17 protein-coding genes and 1 pseudogene are annotated in these 19,844 nt (G+C 38.6%); 15 read left to right on the top strand and 3 right to left on the bottom strand.

All coding sequences use genetic code 11. The features are described 5' to 3' along the window. The first annotated feature begins 352 nt into the window (after nucleotides 1-352). From ACIQZI_RS16240 to ACIQZI_RS16230, 3 genes are all read left to right on the top strand, one after another. The gene (locus tag ACIQZI_RS16240) at nucleotides 353-979 is read left to right on the top strand and encodes a TetR/AcrR family transcriptional regulator (RefSeq protein WP_403074706.1); all 627 of its coding nucleotides are present in this window, start codon (nucleotides 353-355) and stop codon (nucleotides 977-979) included. A 35-nt stretch (nucleotides 980-1,014) separates the two neighbouring features. Further along, a complete protein-coding gene (locus tag ACIQZI_RS16235) occupies nucleotides 1,015-1,212 on the top strand; it encodes a hypothetical protein (protein WP_403074703.1) in 198 nt (65 codons plus the stop codon). A gap of 211 nt (nucleotides 1,213-1,423) precedes the next feature. Continuing rightward, entirely contained in the window at nucleotides 1,424-2,464 is a 1,041-nt protein-coding gene (locus ACIQZI_RS16230) for an ATP-grasp domain-containing protein (RefSeq protein ID WP_403074700.1), read from the top strand. Nucleotides 2,465-2,573: 109 nt separating this feature from the next. On the opposite strand, the gene ACIQZI_RS16225 is transcribed toward ACIQZI_RS16230, so the two are convergent. Further along, the gene (locus ACIQZI_RS16225) at nucleotides 2,574-3,665 is read right to left on the bottom strand and encodes a CdaR family transcriptional regulator (RefSeq protein ID WP_403074698.1); all 1,092 of its coding nucleotides are present in this window, start codon (nucleotides 3,663-3,665) and stop codon (nucleotides 2,574-2,576) included. Nucleotides 3,666-3,810: 145 nt separating this feature from the next. Between ACIQZI_RS16225 and ACIQZI_RS16220 the strand changes: the two genes are divergently transcribed. The 3 genes from ACIQZI_RS16220 to larA all read left to right on the top strand — a co-directional run bounded on the left by ACIQZI_RS16220 (nucleotide 3,811) and on the right by larA (nucleotide 7,509). Continuing rightward, nucleotides 3,811-4,953 (top strand): glycerate kinase, encoded by a 1,143-nt coding sequence (locus tag ACIQZI_RS16220; RefSeq protein WP_403074696.1) that lies wholly within the window; start codon nucleotides 3,811-3,813, stop codon nucleotides 4,951-4,953. Nucleotides 4,954-4,968: 15 nt separating this feature from the next. Next, nucleotides 4,969-6,093, top strand: a complete 1,125-nt coding sequence (locus ACIQZI_RS16215; RefSeq protein WP_403074693.1) for a 2-keto-3-deoxygluconate permease — start codon at nucleotides 4,969-4,971, stop codon at nucleotides 6,091-6,093. Between the two features lie 153 nt (nucleotides 6,094-6,246). Further along, a complete protein-coding gene (larA, locus tag ACIQZI_RS16210; RefSeq protein WP_403075216.1) occupies nucleotides 6,247-7,509 on the top strand; it encodes a nickel-dependent lactate racemase in 1,263 nt (420 codons plus the stop codon). Nucleotides 7,510-7,888: 379 nt separating this feature from the next. Here the strand turns inward: larA and ACIQZI_RS16205 are convergent, their stop codons facing one another. Further along, nucleotides 7,889-8,593 carry a vWA domain-containing protein gene (locus ACIQZI_RS16205; protein ID WP_403075213.1) on the bottom strand — a complete coding sequence of 235 codons (705 nt, stop codon included), beginning with the start codon at nucleotides 8,591-8,593 and terminating at the stop codon, nucleotides 7,889-7,891. Between the two features lie 54 nt (nucleotides 8,594-8,647). After that, nucleotides 8,648-9,181: pseudogene (locus ACIQZI_RS16200) on the bottom strand (TerD family protein); the annotation flags it as partial. A gap of 243 nt (nucleotides 9,182-9,424) precedes the next feature. On the opposite strand from ACIQZI_RS16200, the gene ACIQZI_RS16195 reads away from it, so the two are divergent. From ACIQZI_RS16195 to ACIQZI_RS16155, 9 genes are all read left to right on the top strand, one after another. Continuing rightward, nucleotides 9,425-11,047: a YceG family protein gene (locus ACIQZI_RS16195; protein ID WP_403074690.1), complete on the top strand. Its 1,623-nt coding sequence runs from the start codon at nucleotides 9,425-9,427 to the stop codon at nucleotides 11,045-11,047. A 129-nt stretch (nucleotides 11,048-11,176) separates the two neighbouring features. Next, on the top strand, nucleotides 11,177-12,271 hold the full coding sequence (locus ACIQZI_RS16190) for a toxic anion resistance protein (protein WP_062184454.1): 1,095 nt from the start codon (nucleotides 11,177-11,179) through the stop codon (nucleotides 12,269-12,271). An 89-nt stretch (nucleotides 12,272-12,360) separates the two neighbouring features. After that, nucleotides 12,361-12,972, top strand: a complete 612-nt coding sequence (locus tag ACIQZI_RS16185; protein WP_403074687.1) for a TerD family protein — start codon at nucleotides 12,361-12,363, stop codon at nucleotides 12,970-12,972. A gap of 233 nt (nucleotides 12,973-13,205) precedes the next feature. Continuing rightward, entirely contained in the window at nucleotides 13,206-13,784 is a 579-nt protein-coding gene (locus tag ACIQZI_RS16180) for a TerD family protein (RefSeq protein ID WP_403074684.1), read from the top strand. A 203-nt stretch (nucleotides 13,785-13,987) separates the two neighbouring features. Next, nucleotides 13,988-14,566, top strand: coding sequence for a TerD family protein (locus ACIQZI_RS16175; RefSeq protein ID WP_403074682.1), 579 nt, complete (start codon nucleotides 13,988-13,990; stop codon nucleotides 14,564-14,566). 759 nt (nucleotides 14,567-15,325) lie between these two features. After that, on the top strand, nucleotides 15,326-16,522 hold the full coding sequence (locus ACIQZI_RS16170) for an HpcH/HpaI aldolase/citrate lyase family protein (protein WP_403074680.1): 1,197 nt from the start codon (nucleotides 15,326-15,328) through the stop codon (nucleotides 16,520-16,522). Continuing rightward, entirely contained in the window at nucleotides 16,467-17,891 is a 1,425-nt protein-coding gene (locus ACIQZI_RS16165; protein ID WP_403074678.1) for a phosphoribosyltransferase family protein, read from the top strand. Before ACIQZI_RS16170 ends, ACIQZI_RS16165 begins: the two co-directional genes overlap by 56 nt. Continuing rightward, nucleotides 17,881-19,002, top strand: a complete 1,122-nt coding sequence (locus tag ACIQZI_RS16160) for a cysteine protease StiP family protein (RefSeq protein ID WP_403074676.1) — start codon at nucleotides 17,881-17,883, stop codon at nucleotides 19,000-19,002. Before ACIQZI_RS16165 ends, ACIQZI_RS16160 begins: the two co-directional genes overlap by 11 nt. Then, nucleotides 18,999-19,814: an HAD family hydrolase gene (locus tag ACIQZI_RS16155; protein ID WP_403074674.1), complete on the top strand. Its 816-nt coding sequence runs from the start codon at nucleotides 18,999-19,001 to the stop codon at nucleotides 19,812-19,814. Before ACIQZI_RS16160 ends, ACIQZI_RS16155 begins: the two co-directional genes overlap by 4 nt. Nucleotides 19,815-19,844 lie beyond the last annotated feature (30 nt).

Genomic DNA, 19,844 nt, shown 5'->3' with positions numbered 1-19,844 from the left:
GAATAAAAAATGATTATAAAATTGATCGAAAATTTAGATAATTAATGGATTGGTTCTACGAAAAGATCCGATGAAACCATTGAATCGTAAGTCGGTACATCCCAAGAGGCCCTATTCTATACAGGCAAGTCGAAGATTGTTGTAAAAGATGAGTCTAATAAAAGTAAAACTTCAATCAGTGGGGGATGAAGAACTCCCTACTGATTGAAGATTTACTTTATTTGCCCTTGTCTCATCACCTATGATATTCTTTGATTGATTAATCAAATAAATAATTAAACGATCAATTAATATTTATCAGAAGTATTTATTTTGATTCCTGATCTTGTGAACAAAAGTGAGGAGATATTTTGTGAATGAAAATAAGCCACCTGTAGAGGGAAACCAGTCATTTATAGCAGAAGCAAGACGTGAGCAAATCATTAAGGCAGCGATTAAAACGCTCGATGAAATAGGCTATGTGAAGACAAGTTTGTCAAAAATTTCAAAAACAGCTGGTGTTAGTACAGCATTAATTTCTTATCATTTTTCTGATAAAAGTGATTTAATGAATCAACTTCTTATGAAGCTGGTTGAAAGTTCTTCGACTTACATACTTACTCGAGTACAAATGGAAAGCACCCCTCGAGAGAAATTGCATGTGTTTATCGAATCTAGTTTGGCTTATCAAGGCACTCACCCTAGTCATAATGCAGCTTTATTAGAAATTATTTTCAATGCAAGAACACCAGAAAATATTCCGTATTATAAATTAAATGATGAAGAAGAAGATGATGTCATTTTGCATGAACTTCGAGAAATCTTACGTGAGGGCCAAGAAAAAGGAGAATTTGGTGCGTTTAATATCCATGTCATGGCGAATATGATTCAAGGAGCAATTGGAGAATACATGATGGTTCATCCAAACCATACTCAAAAAGTAGATTTAGAAACATATAGTAATGAATTAATTAAAATTGTACAAAAAGCGACTGGATGAGGGAAGTTATTAAATAAATAATAAAGGGGAATTCGATGGTTTTTTTAGAGAAACTATTTAATTGGATGTTAGTAATCGGGCTTGTCTTATTAGTAGGACGCATTATGACGGCTGTGTTTTTATTTCTGAATGTTCCCTTTACAACCTTTTTTAAAGACACGAATATCATTTCATTTATCATTTTAATAGTTGGTGCAATCGGTTCGCAAATGATGAAAGGGAATAAAAAATAAAGTGGAACTTCAATCAGTGGGACAGTGGGAGGTTAAACCGGGATAAACCTTTTGTACATCAGATACATGTGTAAATCGTTTCTTACCATTAAATCGGCATCCATGCTTTTGTGGAGAAAAGCTTTCTTGGAGAATTATAGAATAAATTATTATGAAAATGGTAAAACTATATCATAATGATGCCTAATAAGTGTAAGAGAGGAAATATTAGATGAAGAAAAGAATTTGGTTCAATCGCTGGTTTTCGACAGCGTATCATTTTATTGAAGCGATAAAAAATAATCCTGATGGAATGGAGTTCGAGATTTTCGGGACGCATTCTAATTCAAATACGGTGTATTTTCATGTGTGTGACCATTCAGAAACGGAGCCTGACATAGATGGCGAAGCGTATATCCAATATTGTGTTAATTTTTGTAAAAAGAATCAGATTGATGTATTCATACCATATCAGCACGCATTGGAAATCTCGAAGCAGCTTAAACGATTCGATGAGGTAGGGACGCGCGTCTTAGTGATTCATGATTATTTGTTAATGGAGACAATATCGGATAAAGGAAAGCTCTATGAATCTTTCGAGAAAAATGGATTAGCGAAATTTATACCGGACTATCATATTGTAACAACCGCTAAGCAATTTGCAAAAGCATACCATCAATTACATAGCAGTGGGAAAACGGTCTGCCTCAAACCGGTTGACGGTAGGGGCGGTGAAGGATTCAGAGTAATTAAAGATGAAGAGGACGGGTTGAAAGATTTATTTGGTAATGTATCACATAAAATTTCGTTTACTGAAGCCTATAAAATTTTGTCAACAGAACCTTCTTTTCAATCATTAATGGTATTGGAATATTTGGCTGATTTTGAATATAGCATTGATTGCCTGGCTTATGGAGGAGAACTTCTTGCAGCTGTACCTCGTAAGAAAGCGGGGGGAAGGATTCGTGAGCTTGAGGAAGTACCTGAGCTACTCCAATTAGCCCAGTCGATTCATGACATTTACAACATTCCGTACGTGTATAATGTACAAGTAAAATATAATCAAGGCATTCCGAAGCTTTTAGAAATTAATCCGCGTATGTCAGGTGGTTTACACATTTCAACGCTTTCAGGGGTAAACTTCCCTTATCTTGCCGTGAAATTGTTATTAACAGGTGAGGCACAAGTAGACAAGCCAGTATTCGATATAAGAGCTACCCATATTGAGAATGCCGTTATTTTAGCAGATGGGCAGATGAAAAAAGCTATTTAATTCTATATAAAGAAAAGGGTATCCCAAAAAGAAAGGCCAGAACCTTTCTTTTTGGGATACCCTCTTCCTGTTCTTTCGAAATGGAGTCATTAAATAAGATCCACTTTGTTTAATTCTTCATTTTGTGTGATATCCAAATCGCAAGCTGTAAAGTGATGGCATCTTTGAAGTGTTTAGGATTATATCCGGTTTCCTCTTCAATTCTCTTCAAACGATAAATCAAGGTGTTTCTATGGATAAATAGTTCATCCGCGGTTTGTTGGATGTTAAAGTTATTTTTAAAAAAACTTTCAAGAGTGTCGGCATATTTTATGAGTGTTTTCGTCATGACTCTTTGGTAAAACCTTTCAGATTCATATCGATTCAGTTGATGAATTAAAACTTTGAGCTCAATGTCAGCAAAAGAGATAATCTCTTCAGAAGGATCACTGATTGCAAGTGCTAGATCACAATCTTGATAGGATTGACTGAACCTATTTAGGGAATCAAACGGAATACTGAATGCTAGGCGAAATGTTAGCTGCCGTTTTTTTAATGCATGATAAATTTCCCGAATTCTTTGATTAACCATCATTTCTGTTTGGTTGGAAAAAGCCAAAAAGATTCGATTCGTGTTAATAAAACCAACAATTCCGCTGTTCTCACCTAGTATTTTTTCTATCTTTTCAACAATAGTATGATTCGTAATCGTACCTTCAGCCATTTGAATGACAAGGGAATTGTATGGCGGATGCAAGGTAATGCCAAGTAAATTAAGACCACGACGAATCTGATCAAAGGAGGGATGAATTTTTAATAATTCTTCAATGATCATTTCTTTTGTCCGTTTCTTCCATTCCATCTGGGAAGCCATATATTCAGCCTTTATCATTAACTCTGTTGTCATCTTTACTAATTCCCCTAAATCAGCCATTTCATCTGGATTACCTGTAATGCCGATGACTCCAACAATCTTGTCATGAAAAACAATAGGGAGGTTGATACCAGGGTGAGAACCTTTCCAAGAGACACTCTGATTAGAGGATATTATTAGTGTCTGTCCGGTTTTTAAAACGTGAAGTGCTCCTTCGTGAATATCATCGATTCTCTCAACATCACGGGAAGCGATGATAATACCAGAATCATTCATAATATTAATATTTCGGTTAAGTCGTATCGAAGTTTCCTTAACAATTGTATGAGCAATACTCCTTGTTAACATAATTCCTCCCCGTTTTAGTTACTACGAACAAAATATTCGGAAAATTAACCTCGTATTTTATACGTTAAACATGAAGCTTTTAATAGTCAAGTTCAGTTATAATTTAACTAGAAAATGAAAGCGTTTTCTTAAAAGGAGGGGGATTATGAAAATCGTTATAGCACCAGATTCATTTAAAGGTAGTTTAAGTGCAGTAGAAGCAGCCAACTCTATCAAAAAAGGCATTAAAAAGGCATTTCCTGCTGCAGAAACTGTCTTGCTGCCTATAGCTGATGGTGGTGAAGGGACGATGGAGACATTGGTTGTAGCTACAGGCGGTAGCAGAAAGCATGTATCCGTTACTGGGCCATTCGGAGAAGCGGTGGAAGCTGAATACGGCGTATTAGGTGATGGAGAAACATGTGTCATTGAAATGGCGTCTGCATCCGGACTTGCACACATTACCTCTGACAAGCTTAATCCAAGACTTACAACTACTTATGGAACTGGAGAATTAATTAAGCAAGCTTTAGATGATGGGTTTCAATCTTTCATTTTAGCAATAGGCGGCTCTGCTACGAATGATGGAGGAGCTGGAATGTTACAGGCTCTAGGGATGAAGCTTTTAGATGAAGAAGAGAAGGAGATTTCCTTTGGTGGAGCTGAATTAGCCCGGATACACTCAATCGATATGAGTGGATTTGATAAAAGAATTAAAGCGAGGAATTTTCTAATAGCTTCCGATGTACAGAATCCATTCATTGGACCAGATGGGGCTTCTTCTGTTTTTGGCCCACAGAAGGGAGCGACTTTAGAAGATGTAAAAATGTTGGATCAATGTTTAGCCCATTTTGCAAATGAAGTGGAAAAAGTCACAGGAATCCATCTTCATAACCGACCAGGTGCTGGGGCAGCCGGAGGCCTTGGCGGAGCTTTTCAAGCGTTCTTTCCTGCTGAAATGAGGCGAGGGATCGACATTGTGATTGAATATACGAAATTACAGCAAGCGCTTATCGGGGCGGATCTTGTGATTACTGGAGAGGGTCAGGTTGACTTTCAGACAGCATCTGGAAAAACACCAATGGGAGTAGCACAAGCCGCTAAATCACAAGGAATTCCCTCTATCATTCTGGCAGGATCTATTGGACCTGGCGTTGAAACTTTATATCCATTTGGGGTAGTGAGTGTGAACAGTATTATTAATCAACCGATGATGCTGAGTGAAGCAATGGAACGTGCAAGTGAATTATTAGAACATTGTTCAGAGCAAGTTATTCGTTCATTTTTTTATAATCAACTAAATGGATAAAGGGTGGTTTGGCATATGAAAATAAAAAAAACGATAGAAAAAGTTCCGGGTGGGTTAATGGTTGTTCCTCTTTTGTTTGGGGCGCTACTAAACACGATTGATCAAATGCATATCCCTGTTGTCATGAATTTCTTGAAGAAGCTTGGAGTCGCCGAAACACCAGAGGGATTTTATGAATTTTTACGAATCGGTGGGTTTTCGGAAGCTTTATTTAAAAATGGTTCACTCGTATTAATTGCACTCTTTCTCTTCTGTGCCGGAAGCCAGATGAATTTGAAAGTGGGAGGGCGAGCGCTTAAGAAAGGTGTCTTGCTCACATCTTCAAAATATTTAACAGGTCTTACAATAGGACTACTATTTGGCATCTTTTTCGATCCAATGAATGGGATTCTTGGATTGTCTACCTTGGCTATTATTGCCGCTATGACAAATGGAAACGGTGGAATGTATGTAGCCTTAACGGGTCAGTATGGAAACCGTTCGGATGTTGGCGCGGTGTCGGTCCTATCTTTAAACGATGGTCCGTTTCTCACTCTAATGTCTCTAGGTTTATTAGGTTCTAGTTTTCCAGTTATTGCATTTATCGCTGTTTTACTGCCAATTGGTTTAGGGATGTTACTTGGGAATTTAGATCCTGAAATCCGAGCCTTTTTAAAACCGGGTGAAATCCTGCCTGTTCCTTTCTTCGCCTTTGCTTTAGGGGCGGGGATGAACCTTGCTAATTTCTTCAACCCTTCCGTTGTCGCTGCAGGCCTCACAATCGGTATTTTAACAACTGTGCTTACTGCTGCGACTGGCATTCTAGTATTCAAGTTATTCAAAGAAAAAAGTTATATTGGTCCTGTTGCTGAAGCATCCACAGCAGGAAATGCCGCAGCTACCCCGGCAGCGATAGCAGCTGCATCTGCAGTTGCAGCAAGTTCTGGCATGATGAGTAATGCGGAGGCTGCTGGCTATGCCAGTATCGTAAACGTTGCTACCGCGCAAATCTCAATTGCTACGTTAACAACGGCAATTTTATGTCCAATCGCTGTTATTTTAGTAGATAAATATCAAAAGAAACGTGGGATCGATGGGACGATTGAAGAGGTAGGCCTAAATAATGACATCAACAAAGCGACTCAATCATCTATCCATTAAGAGGATGTTTAAAAGCGGCTGACTTAGAAATCTTGAACTGTATATAAGATAGATGTGGGGTTGCTCTAACCCCCTCTTGTCTTTTACTTAAAGACCCTCTTCTTTTGAATGTTTACTTTGAAACTCTTATTTTTACAGGGAAAGGAAATGGATATGAAAACAAATTTATTGTACGGAAAAGATGGATTGTTACTTGAGTTGCCTGATGATATATTCTTGGTTGAACCAAACCATCTACCAGGAATTGAGGAAGAAAAAGAGGCGGTTACACATGCTCTTAGACATCCAATAGGTGCTCACTCTCTTAAGGAGACCGTTAAAGCGACGGATACTGTCGCAATCGTTATCAGTGATATTACAAGACCTACACCTAATCATAAACTAGTACCTTGGCTGATTGAGGAATTGAACCATGTTCCACTAGAGAAGTTTGTCATAATAAACGGCACTGGTACTCACCGGGACCAGACAAGGGAAGAGTTTGTTTCGATGCTTGGCGAATGGGTCGTAGACAATATTCGGATCATTAACAATAATTGTCATGATAAAGAAACGCTAGTTAATTTGGGGCAGAGCAAGTTTGGTTGTGATGTTTATTTAAATAAAGAGTATGTCGAAGCTGATTTTCGGATTGTAACGGGCTTTATTGAACCCCATTTTTTTGCTGGTTTTTCTGGGGGACCAAAAGGTATTATGCCAGGGATTGCTGGGATAGAGACAATCATGACATTTCATAATGCAAGAATGATCGGGGACCCCCAAGCTACATGGGGAAACATGGAGAACAATCCTGTTCAAGACATGACGCGTGAAATAAATCAACTGTGCAAACCAGACTTCATGTTGAACGTCACTTTAAATAAAGACAAAGAAATAACTGCTGTATTTGCCGGTGAATTGTACGAAGCACATGACAAAGGGTGTGTGTTTGTTAAGGAACATGCGATGATACAGTGTGCCGAGCGATTTGATGTAGTCATTACATCAAATTCAGGCTACCCTCTTGATCAGAATCTTTACCAAGCGGTGAAGGGGATGAGCGCCGCGCATAAAATCGTAAAAAAAGGAGGTACAATTATTATTGCTTCCGAATGTTCGGATGGGCTTCCGAGCCACGGCAACTATTCGAAGATTTTTGACATGGCGAAAAGTCCTCAAGAGCTATTAGATTTGATAAACAGTCCTAATTTTAAGATGTTTGATCAATGGCAAGTTCAAAAACAAACAGTGATACAAGTGTGGGCAGATGTATACGTTTATTCCAAACTTACGGATGAGCAGGTGAACGGGGCCATGCTAAAAAGCTCGCATAATATTGAACAAACGTTAGAGGAATTAAAACAGATTTATGGTGATGATATGTCAGTAGCTGTTTTGCCAATGGGTCCACTCACGATTCCCTATGTAGAAGAGTAAAGTGAGGCCGGGATAACATGGTAAAGAAAGAGAACTGGTATACTCTTTATAAATAATTATAAGTAAAGTACTCATATAAGGGGATGTCCTATAACATCCCCCGTAATTACTACATATAGTTTATAAAAAAGCGTAATCAGGAGAGAGTTGTTTTATTAGTAATTTCGATCTAAGACGACAAAAGTGGCCCCGGCGTGCAAATCTCCATTCTCGCTCGGAAAGTGTTGGTTCCGGCGCGCAAGCCCACCGATCTGGCGCGCAAATTTGAAAATCGGCACGCAAATTTGAATTCCAGCTCGCAATGGTTAAAAAGGTGGGGGGAAGCACGCATCAAGTCCGGTGATTCTGCTTAAACTTACTCGCCCTCTTCTTATTGCACTTAATTAATTACATGCTTGGTTCTCGCTTCTTTCATCCATAACGGGAATTCGTTGAGTAATTTATGATACAAATCATTATCACTTTCATTTTCGATATCAACAATTTGAAAAAAGTTTGCGTTGTCGATGAAGCGGCCTTCTAAATCATCGAGTTTTCTGAGGACGTCAAAGTTTCCGTTGCCAATTCCGACAAATTGCCAGAATAAGGGCTGAGTGGATGATTCAATTAATACTTTTGGAACATTGTCTTGTTTGCGACTTGCCTTTTTAACGCCACCGTCATTGATGAAAATTAAATAGGTTGGTAGTTTACTTTTTTCTTCAACTAAGTACTTTTGTAATACGTCTCTCATAACCGGCGGCTCATTGTTGGCACCGAATTTTTTTACGTGTGGATTAGAAAGGATTTCGCGGTCGATATAATTGGAGAAATCATTCTCGGTAATCGAGGGCATCCTTGTAAATTCATTATCATAAATCCACACATCTAAAACGCCGTCATCATCGAAGCGGGTTGCTAATGCAAGGAGCCTTTCAATGACGTTTTGAACGGTGCCGTTTTGGTAAAGCCTGCGCATCGAACCTGATATATCAAGGACCACGCCTACTCGGGCAATTCCTTTCTGTAATGCCTTTTTCTCCAACACGATATCGACTTTCTTCTTGAGCAGGTCAAAACTAGTGAGTTTTAACGGCTCAGCTATTTGAACGGGCTCAGAATCAGGAGTCTCATCGGTTTCTACATGGTAAAGATCCAAGAATTCCTGAAGCCCGGCATTATATCCTCTGCCAACTGGATTAAAACGCCAGTCACCCTCTTTTTTGTATAATTGACCAAGTTCAAAGGCTGTTTCGTCATAAAACTGATTTTCAGTAAAGGAAAATAAGGTGTCGTTTGTGTCAAAGTCCTCAATGGTCATGTTGATGGAACGAAAATGCTGGAAACTTTGATTTTTTTCAACAGCATCATGTATGGTTACGACGAATAGGATTTCATGAATGTCGTCTTTTATGTAGGGAAGATGAATGGTAATTTGTTGTTCGGCATTGTTTGGCATTTGATTGGCCATGATCAGAGACTTGTCCGGAGATTCTCGCTGGTTATAAAAGATAAAATACTCTTCAAGCGGAATTTTCCGCTGATCATTCAACATAAATACGGATACGTCTACATCATATAGGTTACGATTCAAAGGCATGGAAAGATCCCAAGCTACGGTGATGCGCCATTTTTTCGTGAGAGGGTATTGTTTACTCAAATTCAATCTCTGGCCTTTAACTAAAGTAAGCATAAGAACACATCCTTCAATATTTCTTTTTTCATTGTACCTGAACTAGTTATTTGTTTGATACAAATATATCCAAAAATCAGCAACTTCGATGAAACCTTTTGCTGGCAAATACGTTATAATAGAAACAGGAGTTTTTCAGTAATTTTTGACAGCCTAGATCCTTAAAGCCTTGTCATCCGAATTGGCAGGCATGCGTAGGTTGAACAAAGAACTTAGCGCTTTTCTTTGAAAGGAGATTTGTCAGTGGGTGCATTTGGTCAATACGCAAAGATCAATCCGGTATTGATCGATTTTACAGAAGATGAATGGAAACAATTAATCGAAAAGAAACGCTCGGAAAGAGATAATCATCAAAGCGGTGAACCCTTCATTAGCCTTGGACAAGTGGCGGCTCGTTTCTTAGGTATTCCCCGAGATGAGGATGACTATTATCTGACATTATTTACATTATCCCAAAACCCTCATGTATACGTCTGGAATGACCGTTTAAACAAAGAAAATGATCCCGAGAAATTTCAGGCACTTCAAGAAGTGCTACAAATAAACCAAAGTGAACAGCTTTCCGTTAATCGCTTTATCGCTTTTCTTGAAGGGAGACAGCTTATTCCGTCTCATGAAGATCCTTCGATTCATCGACATATACGTGAAAGCTTCAATAAAACTTTATCCCGATTTGTCGAACAACATGATTCAGGATTTAAGCATCCTGATTTTCGTAGAGTGATTAGCGATTTAATTAAATGGCTTTGGAACCATGTTGATGAAATCCTTAGTAAACTGGATGGGGAAGAGGTTCCAGTTGTTTTATGGTATGGTGACGCAACGAAAAGCGAACTTTATTTCTTATCATTCATTCTACATTTAGGCCTTGATTTATTAATATTCCATCCACTTGGGTCTGATATCTTCAAAGAACTAGATCCAGAACGGAAGCAAATGATTGTTCAGGATTTTCAAGTGAAAAAAGAACCGAGATCTTTTCCAACGCAGCGTCCGGTTCGTAAGGCAACAGTTGCCTATCAGGCATCTAAGGAAATTGAGCGGATTCTACATACTGAAGAGACGCCAATATTTAAGCCATGGCAGTATCGTTCTCATTACCCTGTCTCCATCACACTAAAAACAACGTATGATGAATTATTTTTAATGAGCAGGGAAAGAGCATTCATTAGACCGAACTTTTATATTGAAGGAAATGAAGTGCATGTTCCATCCCTTTTTGCGAAAGTATCAGGAGTGACAACGAATAGGAGTGAGTATTGGGGGAAAATTGAGGAGCTAAAGGGCGGCGAGTTATCGCTGTTTATCCGTTACTTTCCTTTTACAAACAGCATCAATGGTAATTACCTCTATCATTATCAGCATGCACTTTTAGATAATGGAGTACTAGACCCTAAAAAAATGATCAATAGCGTATGGTGGAAATTAAAGCAACTACCACTTGGTGTCCAAGAAGCGCTTGCTGCAGGAATTTCACGAGTTTGTGCGAATCCGAAGCTTCTTCTGGAGCATCATGAGACGATAGCGGATCTCAAATTGTATTTATTTACCCAGCTTACGGTCTTGCCTGAGTCTATTGTTAGTTTATTACTTAAATTTGATTATCCACAGTTCGTTCCAAGAATTATTTTATACAATAGTGGTTCCGGAAATGGATTAGCACGTTCCGATGCGGCGCTATTGCTTTTGTTAAATGAGTTGGGGTTTGATATCATTCTTCTTAATCCATCAGGTCTTAGAGACATAGAGCAATACATGGATGAACAGTATTATGATGTACATTTAATGGATCAGTTTGAATTCAATTACGAATATAAAGAACCAAAGATACCGATATGGCGTCGTTTTTTCAAAAAAGATCAATGAGCACCTGCTCTAAAACTAAAACGTTAAGGTTCTATAAACTGTGTCAACTTATGAAGGTGGCGGTGCGAGTTGATTTTGCGAAGCCCCGCCCCTTTTTCACAAAAGATACGTAAGAAAGAGGGATAAAGAATGCAGGTTAATAGTACAGAAATACTTGATGAGAATACGAACCAGCTGTCACTTAATAAAACGGAGGAAATTAAACTCAAACTTCGTCAGGAACCCGAAGTGCAGAAGCTGGCTCAGCAGATTGATGTAAAAAATCAGATTTCATTGTTGGAGTTCGGGAAAGAGCCAGCTGTTGAGATTTCGAAGTTCTCTGACCGGATTTTAGGGACGATGAAGGCCAGTTCAATGGAAGATTCCAGTGAATTATTAAAGCAGCTTGGTAAGGTTATGGATCAGTTTGATCGGAAGGATTTTGCCGAAGAGAAGAAGGGTTTGTTTGGGAAACTATTCAAAAAAGGCGGAAAAGTGATCGATAAGATTTTTGGGAAATACCAAACAATGGGCGGCGAAATTGATAAGATTTACGTTGAAATTTCTAAGTACCAAAATGAGATGGTGACGTCAACAAACACGCTAGAACAAATGTATGAACAAAACTTTAATTTCTACCTAGCTCTTGAAAAATATGGTGTTGCAGGTGCGATGAAGGCAGAGGAATTGAAAGCAACATTATTGCCGCAGTTTGAAGCAAGAGCTACATCGGGAGACCAGATTGCAGCAATGGAATTAGAAACACTGCGAAATGGTATTGAAACGCTTGAACAACGGGTATATGACTTGGAAATGGCAAAGATGGTTGCTTTGCAGACAGCACCACAAATCCGATTGCTTCAAAGAGGCAACACAAAGCTAATTGGAAAAATTAATTCTGCTTTCGTTACAACGATTCCAATTTTCAAAAACGGATTAATTCAGGCGGTATCTGCAAAACGTCAAAAGCTTGTTGCTGATTCAATGAGTGAGCTTGATCGCAGAACGAATGAAATGCTCGTGCGAAATGCACAAAATATTTCATCACAAAGCACAGAGATTGCACGACTTGCGGGAGCGCCAAGTATCAAAATTGAAACGATTGAAGAGTCATGGAACATTATTATTAATGGATTAGAAGAAACAAAGAAAATTGAAGATGAAAATAAACGAACACGTGAAGAAGGTACAAAACGTTTAATCGAATTGAAAGAAAAATTTCAAACAAGACAATTGAAAAGTTAAGAGTATTATTATTTGTTCGAATGGAAGAATGATGATACAATACAATTAAATAAAACACGCTGGCGTGAGTCGGTAAGGGAGTGTTTCTGTTGGCGATTTCGTTACAAAAAGGGCAAAAGGTAGATCTTACAAAAGGCAGAGCCGGTTTATCATCCATTACAGTAGGTTTAGGATGGGACCCAGTAAGTTCAGGGAAGCCAAAAGGCCTTTTAGGAGGATTGTTTGGTGGTGGAAGTACTCCGAGCATTGACTGTGATGCTTCTGTCATTCTTTTGGACAAGAACGAGAAATTAACGAATAAAAACAACTTGATCTACTTTGGTAATAAAACAAGTGGGGATGGAAGTGTAAAACATACAGGCGATAACACAACAGGAGATGGTGATGGGGATGATGAGCAAGTCATCGTCGACTTAAATCGTGTTTCTCCTAGTATAGAAAAGCTTGTATTCGTCGTGAATATTTATGCTTGTGTACAACGAAAACAAGATTTCGGAATGATTCAAAATGCTTTTATCCGCTTGGTGGATAATTCAAATGGTCAAGAATTAATCCATTTTAACTTGACAGATAACTATGCGGGATTGACGTCATTATTTGTTGGAGAAATCTACCGTCATAACGGTGAGTGGAAATTTAATGCAATCGGAGACGGAACTAAAGACACATCTATTTCTGAGATTGCAAACAAGTATGCGTAACTTTTTTACAAAACGAATATGGCGTTAAAACGCCACCATCTACCATGAAGGTCTATCATTAAGCAGGTTACGTTTGCTTAATCACAATGGTGGCGGTGTGGAGCCCGATTTTGGAGTAATTTCTTAATAAAGGAAGTATATCTCCAAAGTAAATTGACTATATTAGTAAGTCGCGAAGCCCCGTCCCCATGTCTTCATACAAAATAAATCTAATAAAGTGAGGGAAAATAATTATGGCGATTTCATTAAGCAAAGGACAAAAAGTAGATTTAACAAAAGGAAATCCAGGACTTAAAAATTTAGTAATTGGTTTAGGTTGGGATACAAACAAATATGATGGGGGAAACGACTTCGATTTAGATTCTTCTGTATTCTTGCTAAACGCTTCAGGGAAAGTTGGTTCTGAAAAAGATTTTGTATTCTTTAACAATCTTCAAGGCGGTAACGGTTCTGTCGTACATACAGGAGATAACCTTACAGGTGAAGGTGATGGAGACGATGAACAAATTAAAATCGACTTAAGCCTTGTACCAGCTGAGGTTGAAAAGATTGCTTTTACGATTACAATCCATGACGCAGAAGCTCGCAGTCAGAACTTTGGTCAAGTATCGAATGCGTTCGTGCGTGTTGTGAACGAACAAGGTAATTCAGAACTCATTCGCTATGACCTTGGAGAAGATTTCTCGATTGAAACAGCGGTTGTTGTTGCGGAATTATACCGTCACGCTGGCGAGTGGAAGTTCAATGCAATTGGTAGTGGCTACCAAGGCGGATTGGCTGCACTTGTAACTGACTATGGTTTATCTGTATAACTTTTAGTGAATTTTTAAATAAGCTCGTAGAAGATAGAGTTTCTATTGATTTGAGGATGTCCAATGGAAGGGTCAGACCCCGCAACTACTACATATAGACTTTATCTGGTGTTTTACTACTGGATACTGTGGATAGAGTGCAAGGTCAGACCCTTTTGGCACACCCACGATAATCTTTAAGGGAAATAGAAGGGATGATGTTGATGTCCATTTCATTATCAAAGGGGCAACGAATTGATTTAACGAAAACAAACCCAGGTTTGACACGTGCTGTTATTGGTCTAGGCTGGGATACGAATAAATATACTGGGGGCTTTGATTTTGATCTTGATGCTTCAGCATTTTTAGTTGATCAGAATGATAAATGCACCAACGACCTTGATTTTATCTTTTATAATAATTTGCAAGACCCTAGTGGTTCCGTTCTGCATACGGGTGATAACCGTACTGGTGAAGGTGATGGGGATGATGAGCAGATCAAAATAGACTTTAATAAAGTTCCTGCAAATATCCATAAAATTGCAATCACGGTTACAATTCATGATGCGAATCAACGAAGCCAAAACTTTGGTCAAGTGTCTAATGCATTTGTGCGCGTTGTAAACGAAGATACAAATGTAGAAGTTTTACGTTATGATCTTGGAGAAGATTTCTCGATTGAAACAGCAGTCGTGATTTGTGAATTATATCGTCATGGTTCTGATTGGAAATTTAATGCAATTGGCAGTGGGTTTTCAGGTGGCTTGGCTTCATTATGTCAAAACTACGGTTTATCTGTTTAAAGGATACATAGATATCATTTAACGATTTTGTCATCGTAACTTTAAGAACCTTCCGTTCTAGAAATTACGATGAACAAGTAATAGTACATTCATAATTGTTCCAAATATCAAAAGGGTGAACACATTTGTGTTTCCCTTTTCGTTATTTATCTCGCAATAAAACTACTTATTGATTGAAGTTCCTGGTGTGGCTGAATGGAGTAGTTGCGGTTTTCGTAAAAGTAATAAAGTATTGGTTTTTCATATATTTTATGTCTGGCGCAAATTGCTAGCTTACTGAGGCCTGCAGGGATGTAGCTAACGATTCTTTTACTGAAAGATCACGAGATGTTGGCAAAGATTTCCTTCGTAGTTTAATCCCAAATTTCTTGGAACAAAGGATGCGAGATATGTCGATGAAGACAAAGGGACGTGCGAATCTTAGTCGACCGTCTTATACTAATAGAATTTTTCGCTCTTAAGACAAACAAGAAATAGGGAGAGAAAACAAAACAACTCTCCCTATTTCTTGCTTGTCTTATGCTAGTCTTAAGTGAAAATAAAGGATACATTTTTTCAATAATTTTTAATCCCGCATTAACGGGCGGTAAGACCCCCACCTCAAGAATTAGAGGAGTAGGAATCGAAGAAGTGTAGGTATTAGCAACACTAGAACGGGACTAACAGTCAGCGAGGGTTGAAGAAACCCGCCGCTGATTGAGTCTCACTATATATCTAACCTTACACCGGTGACGGTTTTTCGTAATAGGAGGTAGAAGTTTGAAGCATTTTAATTATTTAACAAAGGATCGCGTGGAGAAAATCTTTTATCGAACGCCGATAGAATTTTCTAAAGACAGCGAGAAAGAATTGCTGGCACTTACGCTTGGAGCTTGCTTGTATATGCCTGGCACTCGTCCGAATATTTGCGCTGATATAGTTAAACAGAAGCATGATGGTTTAGTGTCTATGGTCCTTTGTCTTGAAGATGCTGTAAGTGATCATGAAGTCTATCAGGCAGAGATGAATGTTATTGCTCAGCTTCAGCAGCTTCATATGCAGATTGAATCAGGATTATTTTCGATGGATGAACTGCCAATCATTTTTATTCGAGTGAGAAGTGAAAAGCAAATGAGATATGTAGCAGAGCATCTTGGTAGCTCGATACATGTGCTAACTGGCTTTGTGTTTCCAAAATTCACAGCAGAAAATGGGGCGGGCTACATTGCGGCTCTTCGCGATGTAAATGAGCAATATGGTATTCGATTATATGGGATGCCGATTCTTGAATCGGCTGAAGTTATTTATAAAGAATCGAGAATAGCTTCATTATTAAGCATTAAGAAGCTGCTTGATGAAAATTATGATTGCATCTTAAATGTCCGGATGGGAGCTACTGACTTTTGTGGATTGTATGGGATAAGAAGAAGTAGTGATTCTACGATTTATGATATTTCGGTCGTCAGAGATTGTATTGCTGATATCGTGAATGTATTTGGCCGAAGTGAAAAAGAATATGTTGTGTCAGGGCCTGTATGGGAGTACTTTTATAAAGAGGAACGAGTGCTTAAGCCACAGCTTCGCCAAACCCCTTTTACGAACAGTCTTGGTAAAGAAGGCTTATCGATTCGTAAAGAATTTTTAAATGAATATTTGGATGGGTTGATTCAGGAAATATTGCTGGACAAAAACAATGGACTTACTGGGAAAACGGTTATTCATCCGACCCATATAAAGCCTGTTCACGCGTTTTCTGTTGTTTCCTACGAAGAATATATGGATGCTATTAGTATATTAGAGGGAATTGGTGGAGAATCAGGTGTACTGAAAAGTCAATTTTCCAATAAAATGAATGAAATGAAGCCCCATTATAATTGGGCAATAAAAATCGTTAGCAAAGCGAAAATATACGGGGTGTATCATGAACAATGCTCATACATTGATTTACTCACAGAGCAAGAACAGATCCATATTTAATATATTAGATTCTTTAGCTGTAACAGTTGAAGTAACGGAAAATCCTTATAATCTTCCTTTAGACTTTTTATTCGAAATGGCAGCCCGGAAAAATAAGAAACGTGGCTTTCTGTTTGTTAGTAAAATCCTTGGCAAGCATATCCCGGTAGCGCCGGTTACTTCTTTGTTAAGTGGTGCGTTATTAGCGATGCGTTATTTAGAGACGGTGCATACCCATTCAATAGAAGGCAGAAAAGCTGTGATAGAAGCGTTGTTATCAGGAAATAGGCAAGAAGAAATCTACCATTCTCTCATGGACAACCCATTTCATTTACCTGATGAAACACTTTTCATCGGCTTTGCGGAGACTGCGACAGCACTTGGGCATAGTGTGTTTGATTTATTTAATAATGCCCATTATCTTCATACTACAAGAGAACAAATTGTCGGGTTAGAGTCGAGCATAGAGTTTGAAGAAGAACATTCTCATGCGACTGAGCAAGCGTGCTATGGAAATAAAGAGTTGTTGCAAAAAGATGGCCCAATCGTTCTTGTTGATGATGAAATTACAACAGGGAAAACAGCATTAAATATTATAGAATCCATTCATGCTGCATATCCTCGAAAAGAGTATGTCGTCTTGTCTCTTTTGGATTGGCGTTCAGAAGCAAACAAAGCAGCGTACGCGGAATTAGAAGAAAAGCTGGGGATCCGCATTCGAACCGCAACATTATTGGCAGGTAGGATCGAAGTAGATGGAAATCCTGTTGATACGGAAGGTTACTATGAATATGCCCATTCTGGTGCTGCTGTTGAAACGGAGATCCATCCTATCAATCTATCAGAATATGAGAGCTTTAAACAGATTGATGATGTTGCGTATGTATCTATTAGTAGTGAAGGATTTGTGAATCAAGTTCCTTATTCCGGAATGACAGGACGTTTTAACGGAATATCATCAAGGGATCGCCCGAGTATTGATGATTATGCATTTCATGTGGGAGTGGGTCTTAAGCAAACTCGTTCTGGCGGAAAAACGCTCTGTCTAGGGACGGGTGAATTTATGTATCTTCCAATGAAAATCGCTTCATATATGGGCAATGATGTCTTCTGTCAATCAACGACGAGAAGTCCGATTCATCGAATTGATAAAGAAGGGTATGCTGTGACAAATGGGTTTGATTTTGTGAATCCAGACGATTCAGGCGTCATAAATTATTTTTACAATATCCCATATAAGAGCTACCAAGACATCTATCTATTCCTCGAGCGCGAAGTAGAAGAGGTTCGCCTGGAATCTTTATTAGAAAAGATCAAACAAGTCGGTGCAAAGAGGCTCTTTGTGGTGACCATGAATTCTAAAGTAGAAGGAGAAGGTCATGCCGATTAAACAGAACTTTACAATTACGCCAATGGGCAGTTATCCACCTGAAGATGTGACGTTTCTATTAAAAGATCTAAGTGAAGTCATGGAGGAACAGGGAACGGAGGACCGGGAAGAAGCGATTCAATCTGGTGTTCATTACTCTGAAATGTTGCCGATTGAATACAAGCCGACATCTGAATACATGAAAGTGTATCAAAAAGCATTGGTAGAATATGCACAGAAAATGGCGGTAGCAATAGGTGTAGTGACAGAAGGAATTCTTGCGAAAAAAGGGAGGAATCTAATACTTGTATCCTTAGCAAGAGCAGGTACGCCGGTTGGCATCCTCATTAAGCGTTATTTATCATTTGCTTATAACTTGGATGTGCCACATTATAGTGTTTCTATCATCCGTGGTAAAGGAATTGATGAGCAGGCAATTCGTTATATTAAAGAGAATCATCCAGATCGTCAGATTCAATTTATTGATGGGTGGACGGGTAAAGGTGCGATCAGCCTTGAATTAGCAAAAGCTTGCCAAAAAATGAATGACAAGTTTGGCTATAATCTGGATGACGGTCTTGCCGTGTTAGCTGACCCAGGTTATTGTTCTGAAATTTATGGGACAAGAGAGGATTTCTTGATCCCGAGTGCTTGTCTGAATTCAACTGTGTCAGGTCTTGTAAGCCGTACAGTTCATAATAAAGCGTATATTTCTGATCAGGATTTTCATGGTGCAAAATATTATCGTCATCTTGAAGAAGAAGATGTATCCAATGAATTTATTGCTACCATCGTTAAAGAGTTTCCTAGAGTTGAGCCAGATATTCAAACTCATCTTGAGAAAATTCGTCTGATGCACACAGCTCCGAATTGGTCAGGAGAGGCTTGTGTGAGAAAGATACAAGTTGATTTTTCAATCGATGATATAAATCATATAAAGCCTGGTGTTGGAGAAACAACTCGTGTTTTATTACGAAGGGTTCCTTGGAAGATACTTGTGAAAAATCGAAATGATCAGCGATTAAAGCATATTATTCTGCTGGCTAAAGATCGTGGTGTTCCGATTGAAGAGTATCCAGAAATGTCATATACTTGTTGCGGACTAATTAAGTCGTTGAAGGAGAAGCTATGATCTTTGCGAGTGATTTAGATCAAACATTAATTTACTCAATCCGTTCGATGAGGCTTAGTGAAGATCGTTCTGCGCCCGCGATGCGTGTTGTTGAAAAACGCGGTGAACGGGAAATCTCCTATATGACCTTAGCTGCAATTGAATTATTAAAAGAAGTTGCTCACAAGATGATGTTTCTTCCGGTTACAACAAGAACGGTAGAACAGTTTCAATATATTACTCTATTCCAAGAGGAAATTGTACCGCCTTTTGCTGTGACAAGCAATGGTGGAAATATTCTTGTGAAAGGTAAAGTAGATGAAGAGTGGCAACGACAAATTAAAATGAAGCTAGAAAATGAGGCGTTAAGTGGAGAAAAGATCCTTGAACATTTTAGTGAAATAGCTAACGATGAGTGGGTTCATTCCCAACATACGGCAGATGAACTGTTCCATTATTGTTTGATTGAACGTGACTTGGTTCCGCTGGATGAATTAATGCAATTCAAAGAAGTAATCGATCAACAAGGTTGGAAAATGTCACTGCAAGGTCGCAAGCTTTATTTTGTACCAAAAGCGGTGAATAAATGGGATGCAGTCGCTTATATTAAAGAAAAAAGCAATCGACAATTTGTGGCAGCGGCGGGGGATTCGCTACTTGATCTGCCTATGCTTGAAGTTGCGGACTATGCAATATCCCCTATCCACGGAGAACTAAGTGAAATGGGGAATTCGGCGGTGAAAAGAACGATTCACCGAACAGGGCAAAAAGGAATCTTAGCCGCTGAAGATATATTGAATCAGGTTATGCATATTTATAAAGAGCTTTCGTAATCGCTTTTGTATAAAATGCCAATCGAGAAG

Origin of the sequence: Peribacillus sp. NPDC096379, assembly GCF_044762875.1 — a bacterium.
In the GTDB taxonomy this organism is placed as follows: domain Bacteria; phylum Bacillota; class Bacilli; order Bacillales; family DSM-1321; genus Peribacillus.
The sequence above is the reverse complement of the archived record's forward strand: the minus strand, read 5'-3'. Positions and strand labels throughout refer to the sequence as shown.